A 24215-nucleotide genomic window follows, 5' to 3' on the forward strand; every position below is an offset into this window, starting at 1 on the left:
TTACTCCTCTTCTAGGTTCAGACCCAGCTCATTTCGCAAACTGATCAAGGTACGATGGTACAGGCTCTTAATCGCGCCCTCACTACGCCCCATAATTTTGGCGATCTCTTCATTGGAAAGTTGCTCTACAAATTTCAGCACAATCAAATTCTGGCGTTCAGGAGGGAGCTTCTGAATTGCCCGGATCAGACGCTCAATCTCTTGATCGCGTTCCAGATGCATCTCCGGGTGCTCAGCCCGCATCATCAAGTGCAGGTGGCCTTCAATAGGAACCTCTTTACGTCGCTGGTTATCGCGGTGCCAGTTAGCCACCAAATTATGAGCAATTCGATATAACCAGGCCGAAAACGGCAAGCCCTGATAACGAAAGTTGCGAATGTGGTGCAAGGCACGATGAAAAACCCGCTCAGTCAGATCCTCAGCATCATGAACATTACCGGTGCGGTAATAAATATAGCTGTAAATTCGGCGCACATACCGCTCGTAAAGCACACTAAAAGCCTCCGAGTCCCCTTGAGCGGCGCGCAGGATCACGTCCTTCTCGTCAGCGTCATATAGCCCGCTCAATACCGCCTCCCCCACTCCGAGGAGGGTAACTCAATATTTTTAACCCCAACCGAACCATTGGGTTTCTTAGTCATCCCGAAAACTATTTTACCATTGCGAACCCACATCTCCGCTCAAATTCTTCTGACGTGCACTACTCCCTTTAGAAAGAGCAGAGGTACACAATTGGTCAACCCACGACCCAACAAACTTGTCATTCCAACGAAATTGGGCTACAACATAGGATAGAAATCTAAACCTAAAGGTGAAAACCCAATGCCAATCCGAGAGCATGTTCTCACCATTCCACAAGGTTACCGCCTCTTCGCCCGCGAATGGGCACCAGAATCCCCACCTCATGCACTGATACTTCTCGTCCACGGTCTGGGTGAGCATAGCGGACGCTACCACCACGTGGCACAAGCCTTCAACCGACATGGTTGGCTCGTTTTGGCTCCCGATCTACCCGGACACGGGCGCTCCGAAGGAAAACGGGGACATATTCGAACATATGATGAATTCTTAGATATTTTCGATTGGTTGCGTCAAGATCTTCAGCAACGTTTTCCCGGAATACCTCAAATCCTGTTTGGGCATAGCATGGGTGGCAACCTAGTGCTTTATTATGCCCTGCAGCGCACTCCTCCTCTGCGGGGAGTCATTGCCTGTAGCCCCGGATTGCGTGCCGCTAAACCTTCCCCCATTCCTCTCTGGCTGGGAAAGTTGCTGCGAGGACTGTTCCCCGCCCTTCTTATCAACAATGGTTTGGATCTCAACGGCCTATCCCGCGATCCACAGGTCATCCAGACCTATGTTGACGATCCATTAGTACATCCCCATATCTCGCTAAGTCTGGGGTTAGGCCTACTCGAGGCCGGACAGTGGCTACTGGAATGGGAGGGCGAGTTTCCATATCCACTGTTGCTTATGCAAGGCACTGCAGACCGCCTAGTAGACCCCGTTGCCACCTCTCAATTTGCCAGTCGCCTGCATGGTCCCGTGGTTTATAAGGCCTGGGAAGGGTTTTATCACGAACTGCATAACGAACCCGAAAAAGATGCAGTCATTGCTTATATGCTAGACTGGATACGTGCTATTGTTGAAGACCAACAACAAACCCCATCTTAATCATTACAACTGACACAACTTGGCTAGGGAAAGATGACACTTGACCCTCAATACCACGAGGGCTACAATTGGTTTGGGCTAATCCTTTGACAGCCTGATTTTTCTCCATTTTCGTCCCAAGGAGCCAACTATGAGCGATTTTCTAGTTCGGGGTTCACTGGCAGAGATAGACCCAGACCTCCATGAATTGATTCAACTAGAGGCCGAACGTCAATATCGCAAACTGATTCTGATTCCAAGTGAAAGTACCGCCCCTTTTGCCGTTCGTGAAGCCCTGGGCTCCATTTTTCAGAATTTATACGCCGAAGGCTATCCAGACGAAGAAACCCGTTGGATGAGTGAGGCAGAGATCCTCGATTACTCTGCCCGTCTGACGTATTATCGGCGTTACTCCGACCCACGCTATTATAAAGGTGTAGAATATGCAGATATCTTGGAAGCGCTAGCGCGCCGCCGACTGGTCGAGCTTTTTGCCACCAACGGTGTCTCCCCCGACCAGATCTTTGCCAATGTTCAACCGCTTTCAGGTGCCCCAGCGAACAATGCCGTTTATACTGCACTGCTCAACCCAGGCGATACCATTCTGGCCATGAACTTGCTTCACGGTGGTCACCTCTCCCACGGCTCACCGGTCAATCGGTCAGGAAAATGGTTTAACGTGATTGCTTACGGGGTTAACCCCAAGACCGAACAAATTGATTATGACGAAGTTGAGGCCTTGGCATTAGAGCATAAGCCCAAAATCATCATTGCCGGGTATTCATCCTATCCATGGGTACCCGATTGGGCACGTTTTCGCGCCATCGCCGACCGAGTGGGAGCGGTGCTACTGGCCGACATCGCCCACATTGCCGGGATGGTTGCCGCAGGAGTGCTTCCCTCCCCGCTGGGACATGCCCATGTGATCACCTTCACCACGCACAAGAGCCTAATGGGCCCGCGGGGTGCCTGCATTTTGACCACCGACGCCAACCTGGCCAAGAAATTGGACCGCGCTGTTTTCCCAGGTGAACAGGGTGGTCCTCACCTGCATGCTATCGCTGGCATGGCAGTGGCGTTCAAATTGGCCCGTACCGAGACCTTCCGACAACTACAGGCCCAAATCGTCAAAAACTGTGCAGCCTTGACCGAGCGCCTCGCTGAGCGCGGTTTGCGCATCGCTTACGGAGGAAGCAATACCCATCTCGGGAATGTAGATTGTAAGACCATTATTGGGCCAGATGGCACGCCCCTCTCTGGGGATATGGCAGCCCGCATCTTGGATATTGCTGGGATCGTCCTCAACCGCAACACCATCCCGGGCGACAAAGCTGCCCTCAATGCCTCCGGGATCCGTTACGGCACGCCATGGGTGACCCAGCGCGGGCTAAAAGAAGCCGAAATGCATCAGATCGCTGACATCATGGCCGACGTACTTTTTGCCACCACTCCCTATAGCGTTGAAACCCGCAAGGGGCCTGCCCAACGCGCCAAGGTCAAATTCGAGGTTCTGGAAGACGCCAAATTGCGCGCGCGTGCACTGGCCGAGAAAGCCGGGATTGACTACGAACCTACCCAACACGGCTATCCGCACTTCTTCTTCCTGGATGACAAACCCAAGGCCCAAAATGGGTGGGTAGCCTATGACTTACAGGGGGAACGCGTGCGCACTTTTGTCAATTTCGTCTTTACCAGCGATGTGGAGGCCTTGAAACCGGGCGAAAGCCAGGCAACACAATTGCGTACCCCTCAAGGAAACGTTGAAGGGAGCCTCACTTGTATCACCCCCTGGCACTTCCGCCTCTCCGTCCCGGCAGACAAAGCCGCCTTGGCTGCTACCTGGCTGCGCGATCTTTCGGATGGTTATGTTGCCTTTGACCCCGATCCACTGCGGCGCTTGCCCGGGCCAATCATTGTCAACGAAAGCGAGGCTCAATCCATCGCTTGGGTCGCAGGCGCGGCCGTTAGCCAGAGCAAGCCCTACTATATTGGCATAGAAGATGCAGCCGGCCCTGAACCCCTGCCCACTTTCACTTGGGAGGAGCGCGAGCCCGAGCAATTGCGCCGAACCCCACTTTTTGAGACCCACCGCCAACTGGGCGCCAAGATGATCCCCTTTGCCGGATGGGAAATGCCTGTGTGGTACACCTCGGTCACTGAGGAACACCTGGCCACGCGTCAGGCAGCTGGATTATTCGATGTGGCTCATATGGGTGTCTACCAAGCCGAAGGACCGGATGCAGGGGTCTTTCTGGATAGCGTCTGCGGCAACGACATCAGCGCTCTGGCTGTTGGTGAGTCGTGCTATACTCATTTCCTTGATCCCGATGCAAATGTCATTGACGATACCATCGTGTACCGGCGCGCTCATGACAAATACCTGATCGTGGTCAATGCTGCCAACGACGATAAAGACTGGGCCTGGCTTAATGCAGTGCGCGACGGCAAGGTGCGGGTGGATAACCAGCGCCCTTGGGCCCGTGCGTTTGGTAGCCAGGTGGTGTTGCGCAACTTACGAGATCCCAAAGAAGGGCCCGACATGCGCGTGGACATCGCCCTCCAAGGACCCAAGTCGCGCGATATCCTACTGGCTCTGGGTTGCGATGCCGAAACCCGCAAGCGCATTGTCGCTCTCAAACGCACTGAACTCTGTGAAGCCGTCATTGGTGGTTTTGACTTGGTCATCTCGCGCACAGGCTACACCGGTGAGAAAATGGCATTCGAGCTCTTTGTCCACCCGGATAAAGCGGTGGGCTTATGGAATGCTCTGCTCAAAGTCGGGGAGCCGATGGGACTGAAACCGTGTGGTTTAGGTGCCCGGGATTCCCTGCGCACCGAGGCGGGGTTACCGCTTTATGGTCATGAATTGGCTGGCCCCTTCAACCTAGGGGTTGGCGAGGCAGGCTTTGCCGCTTTTGTTAAGACTTATAAGCCATGGTTCATTGGGCGAGACGCCTTCATTGCCCGCGAAAAGCAGCGCCAGACAGTGGTCATTCGCTTCCGCTTCACCGAGAAGGGCGTACGAATGGCCCATCTAGGTGATCCGGTTCTAGACCGGAAAGGGCGCACCATCGGCTATGTAACCAGTTGTGCGATTGATTCCGAGGGCTTTCTGACCGGCCAAGCATGGGTTGAACTTAAGTACGCGGAGGAAGGCACACCAATTTACATCTTCCAAGGCAAACCACAGAACCTAGGTAAAGCCCCAGCCGAGCTCAAAACCGGCGATCGGTTGATACTACCCACGCCGGCAGTGGTCCTTAGCCGCTTTCCAAGGTAGGCAAGAGCACCAGGTGTGCGGACATAACTCTAACGCACACCTGGTGTTTTTTAGAAAGTAACGCACGTTTTGACTTACCATGTCTCTGAAACCCTTATCCCGTCCAGTTCCTACGATCAGGAGGTAATCCTATGCCGTTCGACCCGATTATGGTCAAGCCCGAAGAGTTCACCTCCGCTGCAAACGTCCCTGAATTTCCTTTGGAGACCAGCCCAAGGAGAACCAGCATGCAAACACTTTGGGATCACCGCTATGCTCAGCGTACTCAACGCATGAAGGGATCGGCGATCCGTGAATTGCTCAAATTGACCGAGCAGCCTGATGTGATTTCGTTTGCCGGGGGGCTGCCAGCCCCAGAGGTCTTCCCGGTTGAAGAGTTCACTGAGGCGTGCTTGCGCGTCCTGCGCGAAAACGGCGGAATGGCCCTTCAGTATGGCTCAACCGAGGGTTATCTTCCCCTGCGTGAGATGATTGCACGCCACACCTCGCGCTACGGTATCCGTGTCTCTGCAGATAACATTCTCATCACTGCTGGTTCGCAACAAGCCCTGGATTTGATCGGCAAAGTGTTCATTAACCGAGGTGATCGCGTCCTGGTGGAATCCCCCACCTACTTGGGCGCCTTACAGGCCTGGAATGCCTACGGCGCTGAATACATTACCGTGCGCACTGACGATGAGGGAATGGTCACCGACGAATTGGAAGACGCTTTACGGGCTGGGCCTAAATTCATCTACGTACTGCCCAACTTCCAGAACCCGATGGGGGTTACTATGTCCACCGCGCGCCGTCGGCAATTGGTGGAATTGGCCTCGCGCTATGGGGTTCCGATCATCGAAGACGACCCCTATGGGCAATTGCGTTACGAGGGCGAACACTTACCTTCGGTCGTGGTTATGGACGCCAAGATCCACGCCCAGAACGACCGCAATGGATACTATAGTGGGAACGTCATCTACCTAAGCACTTTCTCCAAGATCCTCGCCCCCGGCTTGCGGCTTGGCTGGGTCATCGGTCCTACCGAGGTGATTCGAAAACTTGTGCTCGCCAAGCAAGGGGCAGACCTGCATACCGCCACTTTCAATCAGGTAGTGGCTTATGAGGTCGGGCATGGGGGGTTCCTGGACCGGCACGTGCTCAAAATCCGTGAGGTTTACCGCGAACGCCGCGATGCCATGCTCGAAGCACTGGAGAAATACATGCCCGAAGGCGTCCGTTGGACCCGACCACAAGGCGGTCTTTTCCTATGGGTGACCCTCCCGGAAGGCATGAACACCACAGAACTGTTCGCCGAAGCAGTAGAGAACAAGGTGGCCTATGTGCCGGGTGAGCCCTTCCATCCCTGTGGGGGTGGCGAAAACACGATGCGCCTTAATTTCTCCTACTGCAAGCCAGAAGTTATCCACGAGGGCATCCGACGGCTCAGCCAGGTCATCAAAGCCCATTTGAAGTGAGCTACGCACAGATAGAAAGCGATCCACCCGCCGCATCATCGGCGGGTGGATTTTTATCATCGCATGGTAAAATGCGGCAAGAGACCATTGGGAAGGCTTTCCAACCCGTGCTCCCACAATTTAAAATCACTTAAGATAGACCCCCCCATGAATTCACGAAGAATAGAGTTATCTGGGATCAGATCACTTTCAATTGGTAGGAACCACTCCATGAAACTCAGCAACCGCTTTGCTTCAATGTGCTCGGCACTCCCATAAGGTACCTGACGCAACAGAGGTTCTGCCAGGGGCTTGAGGGCTGAGAGTTCATAGACCAGAGCGGAATTAAACATCTCATCGGCGTTTTCCTGGTAAGGGAAGATATAACGTTTTTCACCCCGTCGCACCGATTCCCAACGACTAATCGTTTCGGCCGCCGAATATCCTCGCTCACGCGCATCCCGCACAATACGGCGAATCAGACGAGTATCGGTCGTGGAAATGCGGTTATAACGATCCAAGTTAAGCTGAGTCAAACAAGAAACGTAAATGCGATAGGCTCGCTCCTGCGGAAAATCGGGCAAGAGGCGCGGATTTAGACCGTGAATACCTTCCAATATTATCAGCTGCTCAGGACGCAACTGCACAACATCTCCAGCCTCGGGACGCCCGGTTTTGAAGTTAAAGCGAGGCAGCTGGACCACTTTGCCAGCAATCAGCCCCTCTAGGCACTCTTCAAGGCGTGCAATGTCCAGAGCCTCCAGCGCCTCAAAGTCGTAATTTCCGTGTTCATCCCGCGGGGAGCGCTCACGCTCTACGAAGAAGTTGTCCAATTCCAGCGGAAAAGGCGAGAGACCATGCGCCAGCAACTGCACTGCTAAGCGCTTGGCGAACGTCGTTTTCCCCGAAGACGAAGGTCCAGCAATCAAAATGATGCGCGCATACTCGGCCCGCTGGGCAATCTGCCGTGCAATTTCAGCAATACGCTGCTCGTGAAGTGCCTCAGAGACTAAAATCACTTCACGAATGCGCCCCGCGTGAATGGCATCATTGAGAGCACCAACACTTTCTATCCCTAGGCGCGCCAGCCAATCCCCGTATTGGCGAAAGGCTAGCAGCAATTTTGGGTAGGCCGGCATCGGCGAAAGGGCTGTCGGAGCATGCCGCCGAGGAAAACGTAATACAAACCCATCCTCTTGCGGAGTCAAGGCAAACCAGCGCAGGTAACCCGTTGAAGGCACCATATATCCGTGATGGTAATCGCGATGTTCCCCCAAACGATACAGAACCAGTGTATCCTTTTGCCGGTATTTCAATAACCGCAATTTATCTGGATAATCTCTCTGTTCAAAATAGGCAATAGCCTCACTCAAGGGCACTACCTGGCGCTCAAAGGGCAAGTCCTGCTCAACCAGGTGCCGCATGTGGGCTTCCAACTTCTCAATTTCGGCCTCACTCAAAGGAGGTCTGCCACCCACCCGGCAATAGTACCCTCCAAATGCCACGGAGTGATCAACAGTCAGTATTGCTTGGGGGAACAGATCCTCGAAAGCCGCTTCAAGTAAGAATGTAATTGAACGGCGGTAAATGCGCGCCCCATCCGCATCGGCCATGGTAACCGGTCGCACACGAGCATCCATGCTGATGGGATAAGTTAGTTCGCGCAATTCGCCGTTAACAACCGCCCCCATGATTGGGGGATTATCCCACTCCGGCAGGGCTTTGAGGAATTCCCCTACGGGCGTATGGCGTGGACCGCTAAACACCCGACCATCGGGTAGGTGAATTTCAACTGTTTCGCGAGGTTGTACAACCTGACTAATATGAAGTGGTTTAGTCATCCCAGGCCTCGAGAATTTAGACGACTGTCAGGTATATCAAGTATATCACCCCTCTCGCCCAGAGAATCAGTCCCACCCTTACACTTCTGAAAGTGCAAGGGTGGGACTGTGGTTAGCCAAGAGCCTAATCTTTGCTAGGGAACGCGCAAGAGTTCCAACTGCGCAAAATCGTCTGGAGTCAATTGACCAATGGGCTGGGTTGAAGAGGGATAGGTACTCAGCATTTCTTCCTGCGTAGGGGTACGATCGGCTGGCCAAATCATGTCAATAATGCGCGTGTGATTCGTATCGGCAGGCCCACCCCCAAAACGCCATTGAGCGGCCTGGGGCTCAACATCACGCACCCGCCAAACCCCCGTTGCCGGGAAACCTTCTTGTCCCAGGACGACCGCCACATACCCCCAGGTGCGGGGATCTCCCTCGCCAAAGATCTGACGTGGAACACGCAACGTAACCGTGCGCGCTGCTGGATCTACTAAAATTTTGAAATCGACGCCAGTGACCTGCTTGGGGGTTAAAGTAGTTGGATCAGGCGCTAAGATTTGTGGGGTCCACCCCTCCGCCCAAATGGCAATCTCCCAGCCGTTACCGCTCTGGAGGGCAGCATTGCGGCCAGGCAGGAGTAAACGTGCCCCTGTCCCTGCGCCAGGGTCCTTATCCACATAAACATCCAGCGTTTGAATCGCCAGATTATTTGGCGAGCCCCAGGGATTCGGGATTGGGCCGTAGAATGTAAAGCGGAAAATCAGGTTATTCTCATCGTACGAGACGCGGAAGGCTTTCAGATCAAAGGCCTTTTCCTGGAAGACGCTGTCAGTCGGATAGGTGTAGCTGCCCGGCCCGTGATCATCACCCTCAGGATCTTCAACTTCAAGGATCACCGTCGAAAGGCCCAAATCTGGCAATACGACCTGCGCTGGCCCACCCTCTGGCAAAATCTGCCCATCAGGCTGAGCAACAACAACCAACCGCAGGTCATCCCCGGCTTCCACAGTCCCCAATGCCGTCAACGGAATGGCTATCTCAACCGTCGCCCCCTGAGCCGCCGCCTGTCCGCCTCGTCCAGCAAGTTGCCAACCTTTAGCAGAAGCCGTGTAAAAGACAACCTCCGACCCACCTTCCCATACGAAGGCATGCGTCGCTGCAATGCGCAGCAGGACGGGTGCTTCACCCTCTGAAGCCTGAGTGAAGGGGTAAGGATTCGCTACGCGCGGAACTGTGAGGTAAATTCCCAGGCGTGGTGGCAAGGCGCTACCGGTGGCTGCATCGGCTTTGAGATACAGATTCTTGCCATCCATCACGACTTCAAAACCACTCAAAGGTCCCCCACTCTCAACCGCGTAGTAAGCCGCATTGGCCCATTCATCCGCACCCGCTACCCCATCAATCACCGGCGTGGCTAGGCCTGCTAAGGAACGCGTTGCCGCTACCGGCTTCGCTTGAATGATCGGCACGCTGACAAAGGCCGGCACAGGCTCTCCCAAGGACTCAAAAACCCCGCGCAAGAGGGCGCGGAACCCTTCATCAAAGTATTCATCCTGACCCGAATCCTGATCACTGCCGTACCACCAGAACCAGTCCGATCCCTCGGCTAAGTACATGTAATCCTGGGCTTTGGCAATTGCCTCTGCAGAGGCCTTACGGGTGCGTGTCATATCGTACTTGGCCAGTAGTTCACGTGTCTGGCGCAGGTACTCCCAGGCCTGGGTTTCTTCGGGCTCACCAATCCATGTATCGTAGTTCGGACTGAACCAAGCCCCTGGGAAAAGTTTCTCTAGCGTTCGTTGCTCGGGGAAGCGTTTGAGGTACTCGCTGGGGGTAATGGTCTTAATCGTTTGGCTCTCAGAGAGTAAACGGTAAAACGTATTTAGGAATTCTTTCCCATCATTCTTGTAGTACTCCCAGGCGTTTTCCCCATCCAGAATGATGCTCACAATGTGGGGGCCTTTTGCGCCTTCCGCTTTCAAACGCTGGCGAATATTCTCCAAGCGCTGCATCAGATCTTTGGCAGCCGCCTCTCCTGGCATCCCGGAATAGGTAAAACCAATCTTATCCGAAAGGGTCCAATCGCGGAAGAAGACCGCCACCCGGTGACCATCTTTGTCCTGAACGTAATAGGGCCGATACAGCAGATCAGCTTCCTGAACTGTCTCTTGGGAGTCACGGGTAAAAGAGCCTATTCCCAACGATTGGGCGAGAACAGGCTCACCAGTGGCCATCCACTGATACCCAGCTTTTGCGACCAACGGCACGATCTCTTGGGCAACTGCGCCTTCACCCGGCCAGAGCCCCCTGGGGGCAACCCCAAAATGCTCCTGGTAAATCTGAACACTGCGTTGTAGATGCGCAATGGCATCATTGGGGTAGGAAAAACGGGTCGGCAGCTCGGCCCCCGGGTTGCCCACAGCAGCCAGGTTGGTATCGTATATCAAAGGCAAAATCGGATGGGCATAGGGAGTAGTAATGACTTCAATCTGACCTTTCTCTTGAAGTTCTTTATGGATCGGCACCACTTGCGCCATGATGCGACGAATCTCGCCAAAAAGGACAACCTTATCGGCTTCCGCAAAGCCATGATCTTTTGCCACCAAGGACTTCAATGGTTCTTTGGCCAGTTCGTCCGGGTCAATCCAGGCCAGGTTGAACCAGATCTGTAAATCGCGAAAGTCCTGCTCAGTGAAGGTTTCAAGCGCACGGGCAATGGCTTTATCATCGGTGCCACCACGCTTATCTAGCAAGGCCTTGTAACCCGGATAACGGCTGATAATGTTATCCCAGTTGACATCAAAGAATCGTCGCAGGATGAACTCTTTTTCGTCCGGCGTAAGATCGCTGGCGGCTTTTTCGGCCAAGACCCAATATTTGTCCTTGGCGCCGTTTTGGACGAAATCATCCAACTGGCGCAACAACACAGGCGTTAGGTTAAAGGTCACATGGACCTGAGGATATTGAGCAACCGTCGCGGCCATATCGTAGTAGTCTTTGGTCGCGTGGACTCGCACCCAAGGCCGCGTATAGATCCCTTCGGCATCTTTGTAATAGAGCGGCTGGTGCTGATGCCAGATCAGATTTAGGTATAGAACCTCTTCCTCTACCGGCGGTTGGGTCTCAGTGACGGTTGGAGCAGCCGTTGGTGCAGACACAGTCGGTGTAGGTGTAACAGTTGCGCAAGCCGTGAGTACCAGGGTTAAAATCAGCAAGGTGTTGAACAACAAGAGAGACCGAGAGATGCGACGCATAGGCCTATCCTTTTACACTCCCAAGGGTGAGACCAGAGATTAACCATTTGGACGAATACAGGAACAGCGCCATAACGGGAATGGCAATCAACACAGAGGCTGCCGCAAACTTCCCCCAGGCAACCGTAAACTGCTGAGCATAGGTAAAAATACCCAACGGCCAGGTGTACATTTCGTTCTTCTGTAGAACGACCCGCGCTACCAGGTATTCACTCCATCCCCCCATGAAACTGAACAGGAACGCAATCGCCAGGGCCGGGCTAGAAAGAGGCAAGATGATTTGGATAAAGGTGCGCAATCGCGAAGCCCCATCAATCAGCGCCGCCTCCTCTAGGTCTACCGGGATAGTATCGTAGTAACCCTTAAGGGTCCAGATGGTCAACGGCACCGAACTGACCGAATAGGCAATAATCAACCCCAATGAGGTGTTGATCATCTGAAGTTTTGCCAGCATGATAAACAGCGGCAAAAGCAGCATCCCGGCCGGGATCATCTGTGTGGTAAACAGAAAGATCAACCCTGCATTGCGCCCTGGGAAACGGAATCGGGAAAAAGCATAGGCGCTGGTAGCCGCTAGAGTGACACTGGCAATTGAAGTGACCATTACGATAGACAGGGAGTTCCAGAGCCAGAGGAAAAAGTCTGATTTCCGATTTTTCTCCGGGGCCCCAAAGAGCACTTCTTTATAGTTATCCAGAGTGGCATTCTCAGGTATAATGCGCAGGCTGGTTGTCAGCAACGTATCGTTGGGACGCAGAGAAATGGTCACCACCCGCAAAACCGGGTACACAGCGATGATACAGGCAACAATCAGTCCCAGATGGATTAATAGACGCTTGAAGGGACTATCGCCACGAGCGCGAAAGAAAAACCAGCGGTAAAATCGCTTCAGAGCCGTCAATATGCTGTTCATGGTCATCTCTCCTTTTACTCAGTTGCTGACTTCAGCCCACCACTAACCCGCAAGAACACCAAAGTGAAAATGAACAAGATCAGGAATATGACCAGAGCAAACATGGCCGTAAAGCCGTACCGGTAGAACTGGAACGCCGCTTTGTACATCGAAGAAACCAGAATATCGGTTTTCTCCTGTGGTCCCCCCTGGGTCACCAGGTAAATTACATCGAACTTGTTGAACGTCCACACCACCCCCAGGATGATCGCAGGCGTGAGTACCGGACGGAGGAGAGGGACTGTAATATTCCAAAACGATTGCCAGGCGCTCGCCCCATCAATCTCGGCAGCCTCGTAATATTCATGGGAGATGCTCTGCAAACCGCCAAGAATGATCACCATCATAAAAGGAATGCCCAGCCAGATATTGACGATGAGCACAGAAACAAACGCCCAGAAGGGGTCTTGTTTCCAGGACACCGGCCCAATGTTCTGGGCTAGCCAGTTAAACGCATCCCCAATGACCAACCACGAACCAGTATGACTGGCTACATCTGCAAACCACCCTTGTAGATTACGCAAGATGATATTGAAGAAGCCGTACCGGGAGTCGAACTCATTGCGAAAAGCCATTGCAGCAATCGTGGTGGGAATAGCCCATGGGAAAACCAGGAGAGTACGGTAAAGCCCCCGTAACCTCATTGGACGGTTGAGCATTAGTGCCAGAACCATCCCCCCGGTAACATGAAAGGTAACATTGATCACTGTCCAGAGCACGGTACGGCCTAACACCTCAAAGAACTTGGCCTCTTTGGCGACATTACCGGTGAACAAAGTAACCAAGTTTTGCCAGCCATAGATCAAGCCATAAGAGGCATTTTTAGTCGCCTGGGTGCCTAGCGATGCATTCGAGAAAGCTAGTTTGACTTCAAAAGCAAACGGGTAGAGGATGAGGAAGAAAATCCCAATGAAAGCCGGGGTAACCAGCAGGTAAGCCAGACCCAGTTTGGTAGAGCGTGGGCGGGTTAACACTTGAACCACTGCCAGAAGCGTCCCCACAATGAGCACCATCAGAAGCCCGCTCCAGAGCCCTGCCGAGGACTTTGGGACAATAGAGGCGTTGATGAGAGCACGTTGTAAAGTGGCCGGTAAATTGAGCGGGAAACGAATGGCCGCGGCCAGTGGACCATCCCCTAGGCGGATCAAATCAGTGAGATCAAAGAAAGCGATCACGCTCAGGAGCAGAATTAGCCCAAAAAGCCCTTGCACCCCCCGGACAATCATTCCAGTGGTTAAATCACGGGGGCCACGAAAGAAGATCTGGTAAACAAACACCTCAATTGCCGCCAGCCCAACTAGCAAAGCAATGAGGAAGCCACCGACTTCTGTGATGCGCGCCACAATAATCTTCTGAGTTAGTGTGATTCCTGCGGAGTAAGGAGCGATTAGACGTATGAGCCCCCAGATAACTGCCGTCCCAGCGGCGAGCCAGAGAAATGTTGGTAGAAAGCGGCGCAATCCGTTTTTCTCCTCCATGGCACCTGTCCCCTTCTGGATAAAAAAGGGGAGCATGAGGGTTCATGCTCCCCTTAACCGTCACGTTAGTTATTGTAGGGTAGCGACACACTCATCGGCCGACTTCTGGGCCGCGGCGGCTGCATCCTCCGGTGTAGTGGTACCCGCCATCACGCCTTCCAGCGCCGGGCGCCACGCATCCCAGGCACAGCGCATCTCGGGTGCTGCCGGCATGCCACGACCGTTGGAAAGTGCTGCCATTGAGCCAGCCAGAATGGGATCGCTGGTGATCAACGGATCCTTTGCCACCTCTTTGTTTGAAGGCAGACGCTTGAACTCCTCAAGCCAGCGCTTCTGCACATCCGCCGAGGTCATGAAAGTGATGAACTTTACCACCGCGTCCTTCTTGACCGGATTATCCAGAACACCTTTGTAGACCATGAAGTACTTGCCGCTGGTCATCTCGGTGTAAGGCTTACCATTGATGGGTGGCACCGGCGCCACACCCAATTTGTCACCCAGCGCCTTGACGTAATCGCCCAGCGACCAATCGCCGTTGATGATCATAGCCGCTTTGCCCTCTTTGAAGAGCGTGTCGGCGCAGTTGTAATCGCACTCCTGAGGAACAACCCCCTGGTCCTTGAGGCTCTTGACAAACTTCAGGTAATTAATGAACGCCTCGTTGTTGAACTGGGGCTTGTCGTTCTCATCCAGAGGCCAGCCGCCAAACGCACCGTAGAAGCCAGCCCCCCAGAAAGGCTCATTGAGGTTATAGGCAAAGCCCTGAATGTCGCCCTTGGTCAGTTCTTTGGCCTTCGCAATCAGGTCTTCAAACGTAGCTGGTGGTTCAGCGATGAGATCTTTGTTGTAGAGCAGCATCAGATGGTTACCGTAGTTATCCGGCACACCCCACAAGGTACCCCCGACCATGGCCGGCTCCAGCGCACCCGGGAAGAACTGATCCAAGAACGCCTGATCAAAGAGCTGATCCACGGGGGCTACAATATCCAGCTTGCTGAAGGGGCCTGCAAAATCGTTGGGAACGCGCACAACTTCGGGGGCTGCATTGGCCAGTGCCGCGGTTTGGAACTGATCACGCAGCGCCTCATTCTCATAGTGGGTGCGTTCGACCTTGATATTGGGGCTAGCAGCCATGAACTCGGCTATCAGCTTATCAATGAACACATCCACTTCATCGCCTTCTTGCTCCCAGAAGGAGAGGGTAACCTCTTCAGCCGCGACTGGCTGAGTGGGTTGTTCCTGGGCTGGTTGAGTGGGAGCTGTAGTAGGAGCTGCAGTGGGCGTTGCAGCCGGCTGGCAGGCGGCGAGCACGAAGGCCACCACAAGCAGCAGACTCATTAAGGGCAGTAACTTCGCTTTCATTCTTTCCTCCTTAGGGGTGTTTTGGAAAAACTTTTGGATGCCTGTTCGCGAGGAACTTTTGGCACAGTAGGAGAGGAATTCGGCCTTCTATCATATTCTGTAGTCGCACCACCTCCTTCCTGACTTGCGGCGAACATGGGCACAAGCCCAATATATACCACAGATCCAGAAATGCTGACAAGTTTTTCGTTAATCCCCCCCAAAATCTGGTTGTGGACAACCAACCTGCATTATTCATAAGAACAATTTTATTATAGCATAGTGAGGGACCAATCTTGGGAAAACGTCTAGTCTTCTGGCCTTTCGCTTTTCTCAGTTTTGTTATAATTCGCATCACGATGCAGGATACCTGGCGATTAATCCGCTCCTCGCCCGCCACTGGCGCCTGGAATATGGCCCTAGACGAAGCCATCCTTGAAGCCGTTGTCCAATGGCAATCTCCCCCTACCTTGCGGCTTTATGCCTGGCAGCCCCCATGCTTGTCATTAGGCTATGCGCAAAGTCTCAACGATGTGGATTGGGAAGCCCTGAACTCACGGGGTTGGCAGGTGGTACGCCGTCCAACAGGGGGAAAGGCCATCCTCCACACCGATGAACTTACCTACGCCGTAATCGCCCCGCAGGATCACCCCCTCGTGAGCGGTAGTGTGCTCGAATCCTATCGTCGCATTGCAGCAGCGCTAGTCAAGGCCTTGCACAGCCTAGGCCTGCCGGCTCGAGCCGATCGTGAATATGGGCAGGTCAACGCCAATGGTGCCGTGTGCTTTGAAGTGCCCTCAAATTACGAGATTACGGTAGATGGCAAGAAGATCATCGGCAGTGCGCAGGCGCGCCGACTTCAAGGGGTACTTCAGCATGGCTCGTTTCCTCTGCACGGAGATTTAACACGCATCCTAGACGTCTTGCGCTACGACAATGCTCGCCAACGCGAAGACGACGCCCAGCGCCTCTTGTCACATGCCACAACTGCCGAAGCTGTGTTGGGCCACCCTATTTCCTGGGAAACAGCCGCTGAGGCCTTTGTGCGTGCCTTTGCCGAAACCTTTAACATTCGCTTTCAGGAAACCGCTCCTTCACCGCTGGAGATGCGTCGCGCTGAGGAACTCATGCGCGAGAAATACGCCAACCCCTCATGGACACAACTCCGTTGATCCATATTCGTACACGACTGCTTGCTATTCTATGCATCCTGCTTGTGGTAGGATTGGCAACCTGTTCGTCCCCCAACACTCCCACCCCGGAATCTCAAACCCCTCCTCCTACCATCACCCCAACGCCGCCACCCCTGGGGCATCCCGCTCACCCCTTGGTCATAGGTTTTGTGCCCGATGACCCCACCGCCCGCCAGGCCGAGGCTCAAGCCTTGGCAAGTGCACTAAGCGAACGTACCATGCTCAGTGTTCAAACACGCCTGTTTGAATCCTACCGCTCTCTCCTGGAAGGGCTTGAAAAAGGCTCTGTGCATGCCGCCTTTTTACCTCCACTCACCTATATCGAGGCGCATGAAAAAGGCCTGGCACAAGTCGAATTATTGGCCAATCATTTTGGCGTTTATTTCTACGGGAGCATGTTCCTAGCCAACGCCGAAAGCAACTTTACCCGTTATTTTGACCCTGCCACCAACCGCAGCACAGCCCCTGCAGAAACCGCACTTCAACAACTGGCCGATTTACGCCCTTGTTGGGTAGAACCTACATCCATCGCGGGGTATCTGCTTCCGGCAGCATTGCTAAAGCATCACCATATAGAGACCCTGCCCGGCGTCATTGCTCAGACCCCCAGTGCGGTAGTACGCGCCCTTTATATAAAGGGAATATGCGACTTCGGGGCTACTTTTGCCATCTCCGGTGATCCACGCACGGCCTCTAACGTGCTAGGTGATCTTCCCGATGCCGAACAACGGGTTATCATCCTCTGGCAAACAGAGCCAATCATCCCTAACCTAAACGTTTCCTTTCACCCACAAGTATCCACTGTGTTACGCAATGCCGTCGCTCAAAGCCTGAGCGAGATCGCCGGCGAGACCGAGCTCAATACTGTGCTTACTTCGCTCAATAATGGCTATGCCATCCAAGCCTTCAAGCGCGTAGACGATTCGGTTTATGATCCTCTGCGCGAGACTCTCTCTGTGCTATCCCTGGATCTGATGGACCTGCTGGGTCGCTGAGCACGCCTCTCGGCTTGCTCAACATGGTAGAATTTGCCCCATGAAAACCCTGAAAAAACTGCTGACTTTCTCCGTAGGGCTGGGAAGCGGAGCTGTGCTGATTTTAGGGCTACCCAGCTTAGTAGCATGGCTCTACGCTGCACCACGCACCTTCAACCCTCAGGATAGCCCTTCCACACCGATAGCGATTGTCTTCGGTGCTGGTCTCTCCCGCGATGGGAGCCCTTCCCCCGTTTTGCGCGATCGTGTGGCCACGGCAGCGCAACTGTATTTTGAGGGGAAAGTGAGCAAACTGCTCATGAGCGGTGACAACCGCTTTATTAACTACAACGAACCAAGGGCCATGCGCGACTACGCCTTGCAACTAGGGGTCCCGGAAGCCGACATCGTATTGGATTATGCGGGTCGCCGCACGTACGATACTTGTTACCGCGCACGTTACATCTTTGGGGTACAGCAGGCCCTGCTTGTCACCCAGGCTTTTCACCTTCCACGCGCGCTTTTTACCTGCAACATGCTTGGCATTGAAGCCTGGGGAATTGCAGCAGACCGACGAACCTACCACCCTATCTCCTATCGGTATTGGCGGCTGCGTGAGATACCCGCCACCTTAATGGCCTTTGTAGATGTCTGGTTACGACGCCCCATACCGGTCCTGGGTGAGCCCGAGCCTATTTTCCCCGATCAACGCGGAGCAAACTTGCCCTGACAAAACTTCTACTCAGGAGTAAAGAACCTATGAATCGTGAAGAAGCCCTGAATATTGTTAAGGAATTTGTGAAGAACGAAAACCTGATTCACCACATGCTTGCCGTCGAAGCAGCCATGCGCTTTTACGCCGAGAAACTGGGTCAAGACACCGAACTATGGGGCATAACTGGGCTGTTGCATGATTTTGACTGGGAAATTCACCCCACCCTGGAAGAGCACCCCCAGGCTGGGGCGCCCATCTTGCGCGCCCGCGGCGTTCCAGAAGAGATCGTGCGCGCTATCTTGAGCCACGCAGATCACACCGGAGTGCCCCGAGAGACCTTAATGGAGAAAGCCCTTTACGCCTGCGACGAAATCACCGGCTTGATCACCGCTGTTGCGCTGGTACGGCCCTCACGCTCCCTTTATGACCTCACTGCTGCCTCGGTCAAAAAGAAGTGGAAGGAACGTTCGTTTGCCGCCGGAGCAAATCGTGAGGAAATTGCTCGCGCCGCGGAGGAATTTGGAGTCGAGTTATGGGAACATGTTGAGAACGTCATTGCCGCCATGCGTCGCATCGCCCCGCACATCGGGTTGGCAGGGAACTTGCAACCTCCTTCCGAATAGTTCATAATTCGGTAAAGAGGGATGAGCATGAGCCTCCAGGGCAAAGGATTTTTTATCTGGAAAATACGCGACTGCGAGGGTGGTAATGCGCAAGCCATTGCTAACCTAGCCCAATCTTCCGGCTATACGCATATCTTGATCAAGGTGGCCGATGGGCCCTATGCTTACAACATCAACACCACTGGGGCAGATCTGGTACCACCGGTATTGCAAGCCCTACGCGCTCGGGGGATCAAAGTCTGGGGGTGGCATTATGTCTATGGCAACAACCCGGTAGGGGAAGCCAACATTGCCATTCAGCGTATTCAGAACCTCGGGCTGGAAGGCTACGTCATTGACGCCGAGGCAGAATTCAAGCAGCCCGGACGAGAAACCGCCGCCCGCACCCTTATGAGTCGCCTGCGTAACACTTTCCCCACCCTACCTATAGCACTCAGTTCGTACCGTTTTCCCTCTTATCACCGCTCGTTCCCCTGGCAGGCTTTTCTGGAGTACTGCGATTACAACATGCCGCAGGTCTATTGGGAGCAGGCCCATAACCCAGATGCCCAACTGCGCCGGTGTGTGAGCGAATTTCAGGCGTTGACCCCGTTTCGCCCAATCATTCCGACTGGGCCGGCTTACAAGGTCAACGGATGGGCCCCCACTCCTACCGACATCGTCACGTTCCTGGATACTGCGCGTGCTCTTAACCTTAGCGCAGCCAACTTCTTCTCCTGGGATGAATGCCGACGTGACCTACCTGCTATCTGGAACACCATTGCCGCTTACACATGGAATATTCAACCCCCTCCCCCGGATATTACCCAATTATTTATCACTGCCCTTAACAGCGGCAACCCCGATACGGTAATTGCCTTGTATCACCCCGATGCGGTTCATGTGACCGCAGCGCGCACCATCCAGGGCAGCGAAGCAATCCGCGCGTGGTACACCAGCCTGCTGCGCCAATTACTGCCTCGGGCGACCTTCACGCTCACCAGCCTCAGCGGGAGCGGAAACTCACGCCACTTCACCTGGACAGCACAATCCAGCCAGGGAAACGTGCGCGACGGAAGCGATACCTTGGGAATCTTTGATGGCAAGATTGCCTATCATTACACTTCTTTTCGCATTTCTTGAGACCCCACGAGAAAAACAAAAAGCAGGCGGCCATTAAACACCGCCTGCTTTTTGTATGGCCCAACTGTCACTTCAGTCGCCGGTAATGTTGGCCATGGAAACACTCTTAGAGAAAATCCCATCTGCCTTAAAGCGATCCGGGTGGAATCCTGTGCCGGCAGGGATGAGCTTACCAATGATCACGTTTTCCTTCAAGCCATAGAGTGGATCTACCGCGCCCGCAATGGCAGCACCCGCCAATACTTTGATGGTGTGTTGGAAGGAAGCCGCTGAGAGGAACGAATCGGTACTCAGTGAGGCCTTGGTGATCCCCAACAGGACCTCCACATAGCGCGCCGGTTGCTTGCCTTCGGCAATCAACTGCTCATTGACCCGGCGAATCTCCAGCCGATCCACCAGATCCATGGGCAGATAGGGCGAATCACCCGGGCGAATGACCTGAACGCGCCCCATCATCTTACGGATGATAACCTCAAAGTGCTTGTCGTTGATGTTTTGACCCTGCGCACGATAGACCTTTTGAATCTCGGAGAGCAGGTACATCTGACAGGCTTCGCGTCCTTTCACCCGCAGGATCATGTGCGGGTTCAACGAGCCCTCAGTCAAAGGTTGCCCAGCTTCCACGTGATCCCCATCACGGATCATCAAGCGCGCTGTGCTGGGGATCTCATATTCTTCGGCTTCCTTTTGCTCGTAAGATACGATCACCTTACGCCCTTCCAAGCGCACCCGTCCGCTGTGCTGAGCCGTAATCACTGCCTCACCCTGGGTCGCAATAGGATCCCCAATCTTTACCTCGCTCTCATCGGTAACAGCAATCTCCCACCCTTCAGGCACTTCATATTCATCGCTAACCATCTCAGAGTGTTCAACTCGCACCACGCGCTGATCGGAATAACGATCTGACTGGATGATCTTGGCCGTTCCCGAAATGCGCGCCATAACCGCTTCCCCCTTCGGCTGACGGCGGGCCTCAAAGAGCTCTTCCACACGCGGCAAACCGGTCGTGATGTCCCCGCCAGCCGCCACACCGCCGGTATGGAACGTGCGCAAAGTCAACTGCGTACCCGGCTCGCCAATGGACTGGGCGGCCACAATCCCAACCGCAGCGCCCAGTTCAACCATTTTGCCACGCCCCAGATCCATGCCGTAACAATGCGCACAGACACCATGGACGAGTTCACAGGTCAGTGGCGAGCGGACTTTCACCTCATCAATGCCGGCGGCCAGAATCTTGCGGATCAGGTCATGATCAAGCATCTGGTTACGCTCTGCCAACACTTCACCCGTCAACGGATGCACCACGCGCGCCGCAGTCAACCGTCCATACAAGCGGGTGGCCATGGATTGGCCCGCCACATCATCCGACTTGCGGATCCAAATACCCTCTTGGGTACCACAATCCACTTCGTTGACGATAATATCTTGCGCTACATCCACAAGACGGCGAGTCAGATAACCAGCATCCGCTGTGCGCAAAGCCGTATCTGCAAGACCTTTGCGGGCACCATGAGTAGAGATGAAGTACTCCAATGCGGTCAACCCCTCACGGAAGTTAGACTGAATGGGCAAACGGATGATGCGCCCAGCCGGGTCTGCCATTAGACCGCGCATACCCGCCAACTGGGAAATCGGTCCGAAACCGCCTTTGGTAGCACCACTATTGGCCATCACGGCCAGGTTACCATTGGGGTCCATAACGCGGCGCACCGCCTCGGCTACCTCTTTGGTGGTCTGTTGCCAGATTTCGATTTCGCGTTCATTGCGTTCCTGCTCGGTCAGCAAGCCGCGGCGGAAAGCGCGTTGCACTTCATCCACCCGTTGGTGGGCCTTTGCCAGGATCTCCTGCTTTTCAGGTGGCATGGCAATATCTTCGACTGCTAGCGTTGCCCCCGAGCGCATGGCGTACTCAAAGCCAATATCCTTGATTCGGTCGGCTACCTCGGTAGTGACCTCCTCGCCACAGAGTTCATATACTTGAGCGATGAGATCCTTAACCCCACCTTTATCCAGTGCTTCGTTGACGAACTGCACCTCTTCGGGGAGGATGCGGTTAAACAGTGCCCGCCCCACGGTAGTCTCAATCAGAGCCTGGCGCGGTGCTGGCAAACGGTTGCCTTGGTCATCGTACCAGGTTTTGACCCGCAAACGGATATTCGTATGAACTTCGACTTGCTCAAGGTGATAGGCCAACTCCACTTCGTCAATATCAGCGAACACGCGCCCATCTCCCTGATGCATCTTGTTATCCTGCATAGTGAGGTAATAGACCCCCAACACCATATCTTTCGAAGGGCTAATGATCGGCTCACCATCTGCGGGTTTGAGCAGATTCTTCGAAGAAAGCATCAGGTTACGAGCTTCCCACACCGCCTTTTCGGAAAGTGGCACATGGACAGCCATCTGGTCACCGTCGAAATCAGCGTTAAAGGCTGTGGTCACTAACGGATGGAGCTGGATGGCGCTGCCTTCAATCAGCACCGGCTCAAACGCTTGAATACCCAGACGGTGCAGAGTGGGGGCGCGGTTGAGCAACACCGGGCGCTCCTTAATAACCTCTTCCAACACCTCCCACACCTCCGGGCGATTACGTTCAATCAGACGACGCGCGCCCTTCACATTTGCGGCGTAATTGTGGGCCACCAAACGTGCAATCACAAAGGGGCGGAAAAGTTCCAGTGCCATCGTCTTGGGCAATCCGCACTGATAGAGTTTGAGGGTCGGTCCAACCACGATTACCGAGCGACCCGAGTAGTCAACGCGCTTACCCAGCAGGTTGCGGCGGAAGCGGCCTTTCTTACCCTTGAGCATATCACTGAGGGACTTGAGTTCGCGGCGCCCTCGACGCGAGAGGGCCTTACCACGCTGCGAATTATCAATCAGCGAATCCACCGCCTCTTGAAGCATGCGCTTCTCGTTGCGCACGATCACATCTGGAGCCCCCAATTCCAGCAAACGTTTGAGCCGATTATTGCGATTGATCACCCGCCGGTAGAGATCGTTGAGATCCGAGGTCGCAAAGCGCCCACCATCCAACTGCACCATCGGGCGCAGATCAGGCGGGATCACCGGCAACACCTGCAAAATCATCCACTCAGGGCGGTTGCCTGAACGACGGAAGGCTTCCACCACTTTTAGGCGCGTGGTGGCTTTCTTGCGCTTCTGTTTGCTCTTGGATGTACGCACTTCGTGCCAGAGGTCTTCGGCCAGTTTATCCAGGTCCAGCCGGCGCAGGATATCATAGAAGGCCTCCGCCCCCATATCCGCGCGGAACACTTGCCCCCATCGCGATTTCAGTTCGCGATAGCGGCTCTCAGTCAGGAACGTGAAGGGGCGCAATTCTTGCAACTCATCCCGCTGGCGGGCACTGCTACTTTGAGCAGCCACCGACTGATCTTCGAGTTCGTTGCGCAGGGCTTCCATTTCCATTTCCGCCTGCGCACGAATTTCCTCAATCTGCATTTTGATCTGCTCTAGTTCGCGTTGAAATTGCTCACGGAACTCATTTTCCAGTTCTTCGAGGTGTTCCTTTACCACGCGCTGCACCCGTCCAATATGCTGTGGGGTAATAGTCTCACCCGCAGCAGCAATTTCCACATTGGCCGAGGTGAAGATAACCGGTGTGCGCACTACCGTCCCCACTTTTTCCTGCAAGGTTCGCTCCAGGGATTGCCCTTCCTGGATGACCGGTTCCAAGCGCGCGGCAATTTGCTCATCACGCCGGGCCTCCATTTCGGCCCGCTGTTGATTCAATTCGGCAATTCGGCGATCGCGCGCCTGTTTGACCTCTAGGATACGCTTGTTGAGTTCGGCTGCCTTCTGGCGCTCGGAAACAGTAAGTTCGTCTTCCATGCGCTTGAGCACCTTCTGGCGGGCTTCCTCGTCCACATACGTCACAATATATTGGGCGAAATACAAGACACGATCCAGGTTGCGGCGCGAGATGTCTAGAAGCAACCCGAGGTACGAAGGGACGCGACGGGTGTACCAGATATGCGCAACCGGGGAAGCCAATTCAATATGCCCCATGCGCTCGCGACGCACGGAAGAACGTGTAACCTCCACCCCACATTTATCACATACAATCCCCTTGTAACGCGGATTTTTGTACTTACCACAGTAGCATTGATAATCTTTAGTGGGCCCAAAAATGGCCTCACAGAAGAGCCCGTCCTTTTCGGGACGCAACCGACGATAGTTGATGGTTTCGGGTTTGAGGACTTCGCCATACGACCAAGAGCGAATCGTCTCCGGAGAGGCCAGGCTGATTCGAAGGGCTATCAGGCTTTTCGTTTCCACAAATACGCCTCCTCTAGCAAATGACCTTTTTGACTTTAAACAAGACATACGCCTGAGGACACGACCTCACGC

At 54.1% G+C, this 24215-nt stretch carries 15 protein-coding genes; 8 read left to right on the forward strand and 7 right to left on the reverse strand.

Going from position 1 to position 24215, the window contains the following annotated elements:
* Complete coding sequence (locus Q0721_RS01515) at window positions 1-567, reverse strand: sigma-70 family RNA polymerase sigma factor (protein WP_299024587.1); 567 nt, start codon at window positions 565-567, stop codon at window positions 1-3.
* Between the two features lie 255 nt (window positions 568-822).
* Here Q0721_RS01515 and Q0721_RS01520 point away from each other — a divergent pair, with 255 nt between their 5' ends.
* The 3 genes from Q0721_RS01520 to Q0721_RS01530 all read left to right on the forward strand — a co-directional run bounded on the left by Q0721_RS01520 (window position 823) and on the right by Q0721_RS01530 (window position 6387).
* Complete coding sequence (locus Q0721_RS01520; RefSeq protein ID WP_299024589.1) at window positions 823-1674, forward strand: alpha/beta hydrolase; 852 nt, start codon at window positions 823-825, stop codon at window positions 1672-1674.
* Between the two features lie 130 nt (window positions 1675-1804).
* The gene (gene gcvT, locus Q0721_RS01525; protein WP_299024591.1) at window positions 1805-4933 is read left to right on the forward strand and encodes a glycine cleavage system aminomethyltransferase GcvT; all 3129 of its coding nucleotides are present in this window, start codon (window positions 1805-1807) and stop codon (window positions 4931-4933) included.
* A gap of 131 nt (window positions 4934-5064) precedes the next feature.
* Window positions 5065-6387: a PLP-dependent aminotransferase family protein gene (locus Q0721_RS01530; protein ID WP_299024593.1), complete on the forward strand. Its 1323-nt coding sequence runs from the start codon at window positions 5065-5067 to the stop codon at window positions 6385-6387.
* 56 nt (window positions 6388-6443) lie between these two features.
* On the opposite strand, the gene Q0721_RS01535 is transcribed toward Q0721_RS01530, so the two are convergent.
* From Q0721_RS01535 to Q0721_RS01555, 5 genes are all read right to left on the reverse strand, one after another.
* A complete protein-coding gene (locus Q0721_RS01535; protein WP_299024595.1) occupies window positions 6444-8207 on the reverse strand; it encodes a nucleoside kinase in 1764 nt (587 codons plus the stop codon).
* Window positions 8208-8341: 134 nt separating this feature from the next.
* On the reverse strand, window positions 8342-11446 hold the full coding sequence (locus Q0721_RS01540) for a glucodextranase DOMON-like domain-containing protein (RefSeq protein ID WP_299024597.1): 3105 nt from the start codon (window positions 11444-11446) through the stop codon (window positions 8342-8344).
* Window positions 11447-11450: 4 nt separating this feature from the next.
* The gene (locus Q0721_RS01545) at window positions 11451-12359 is read right to left on the reverse strand and encodes a sugar ABC transporter permease (protein ID WP_299024599.1); all 909 of its coding nucleotides are present in this window, start codon (window positions 12357-12359) and stop codon (window positions 11451-11453) included.
* Between the two features lie 14 nt (window positions 12360-12373).
* The gene (locus tag Q0721_RS01550; RefSeq protein WP_299024600.1) at window positions 12374-13912 is read right to left on the reverse strand and encodes a sugar ABC transporter permease; all 1539 of its coding nucleotides are present in this window, start codon (window positions 13910-13912) and stop codon (window positions 12374-12376) included.
* Between the two features lie 33 nt (window positions 13913-13945).
* A complete protein-coding gene (locus Q0721_RS01555; RefSeq protein ID WP_299024601.1) occupies window positions 13946-15238 on the reverse strand; it encodes an extracellular solute-binding protein in 1293 nt (430 codons plus the stop codon).
* Between the two features lie 275 nt (window positions 15239-15513).
* On the opposite strand from Q0721_RS01555, the gene Q0721_RS01560 reads away from it, so the two are divergent.
* The 5 genes from Q0721_RS01560 to Q0721_RS01580 are packed head-to-tail and all read left to right on the forward strand — an operon-like array spanning window position 15514 to window position 19844.
* Window positions 15514-16389: a biotin/lipoate A/B protein ligase family protein gene (locus Q0721_RS01560; protein WP_299024602.1), complete on the forward strand. Its 876-nt coding sequence runs from the start codon at window positions 15514-15516 to the stop codon at window positions 16387-16389.
* Window positions 16371-17405, forward strand: coding sequence for a PhnD/SsuA/transferrin family substrate-binding protein (locus Q0721_RS01565; protein ID WP_299024603.1), 1035 nt, complete (start codon window positions 16371-16373; stop codon window positions 17403-17405). The genes Q0721_RS01560 and Q0721_RS01565 overlap by 19 nt, the downstream gene beginning before the upstream one ends.
* Window positions 17406-17445: 40 nt before the next feature.
* Complete coding sequence (locus Q0721_RS01570; RefSeq protein ID WP_299024604.1) at window positions 17446-18114, forward strand: ElyC/SanA/YdcF family protein; 669 nt, start codon at window positions 17446-17448, stop codon at window positions 18112-18114.
* Between the two features lie 29 nt (window positions 18115-18143).
* Complete coding sequence (locus Q0721_RS01575) at window positions 18144-18722, forward strand: HDIG domain-containing metalloprotein (protein WP_299024605.1); 579 nt, start codon at window positions 18144-18146, stop codon at window positions 18720-18722.
* 27 nt (window positions 18723-18749) lie between these two features.
* Window positions 18750-19844, forward strand: a complete 1095-nt coding sequence (locus Q0721_RS01580; protein WP_299024606.1) for a nuclear transport factor 2 family protein — start codon at window positions 18750-18752, stop codon at window positions 19842-19844.
* Window positions 19845-19916: 72 nt separating this feature from the next.
* On the opposite strand, the gene rpoC is transcribed toward Q0721_RS01580, so the two are convergent.
* A complete protein-coding gene (gene rpoC, locus Q0721_RS01585) occupies window positions 19917-24143 on the reverse strand; it encodes a DNA-directed RNA polymerase subunit beta' (RefSeq protein WP_299024607.1) in 4227 nt (1408 codons plus the stop codon).
* Window positions 24144-24215 lie beyond the last annotated feature (72 nt).

Source organism: uncultured Thermanaerothrix sp. (assembly GCF_938028735.1).
Lineage (GTDB): Bacteria > Chloroflexota > Anaerolineae > Anaerolineales > Anaerolineaceae > Thermanaerothrix.

Excerpts from the sequence above, each read along its gene's own strand:
- Q0721_RS01520 (WP_299024589.1), top strand. The coding sequence starts at position 823 with ATGCCAATCCGAGAGCATGTTCTCACCATTCCACAAGGTTACCGCCTC.
- gcvT (WP_299024591.1), top strand. The coding sequence starts at position 1,805 with ATGAGCGATTTTCTAGTTCGGGGTTCACTGGCAGAGATAGACCCAGAC.
- Q0721_RS01530 (WP_299024593.1), top strand. The coding sequence starts at position 5,065 with ATGCCGTTCGACCCGATTATGGTCAAGCCCGAAGAGTTCACCTCCGCT.
- Q0721_RS01535 (WP_299024595.1), bottom strand. The coding sequence starts at position 8,207 with ATGACTAAACCACTTCATATTAGTCAGGTTGTACAACCTCGCGAAACA.
- Q0721_RS01540 (WP_299024597.1), bottom strand. The coding sequence starts at position 11,446 with ATGCGTCGCATCTCTCGGTCTCTCTTGTTGTTCAACACCTTGCTGATT.
- Q0721_RS01545 (WP_299024599.1), bottom strand. The coding sequence starts at position 12,359 with ATGAACAGCATATTGACGGCTCTGAAGCGATTTTACCGCTGGTTTTTC.
- Q0721_RS01550 (WP_299024600.1), bottom strand. The coding sequence starts at position 13,912 with ATGCTCCCCTTTTTTATCCAGAAGGGGACAGGTGCCATGGAGGAGAAA.
- Q0721_RS01555 (WP_299024601.1), bottom strand. The coding sequence starts at position 15,238 with ATGAAAGCGAAGTTACTGCCCTTAATGAGTCTGCTGCTTGTGGTGGCC.
- Q0721_RS01565 (WP_299024603.1), top strand. The coding sequence starts at position 16,371 with ATGGACACAACTCCGTTGATCCATATTCGTACACGACTGCTTGCTATT.
- Q0721_RS01570 (WP_299024604.1), top strand. The coding sequence starts at position 17,446 with ATGAAAACCCTGAAAAAACTGCTGACTTTCTCCGTAGGGCTGGGAAGC.
- Q0721_RS01575 (WP_299024605.1), top strand. The coding sequence starts at position 18,144 with ATGAATCGTGAAGAAGCCCTGAATATTGTTAAGGAATTTGTGAAGAAC.
- Q0721_RS01580 (WP_299024606.1), top strand. The coding sequence starts at position 18,750 with ATGAGCCTCCAGGGCAAAGGATTTTTTATCTGGAAAATACGCGACTGC.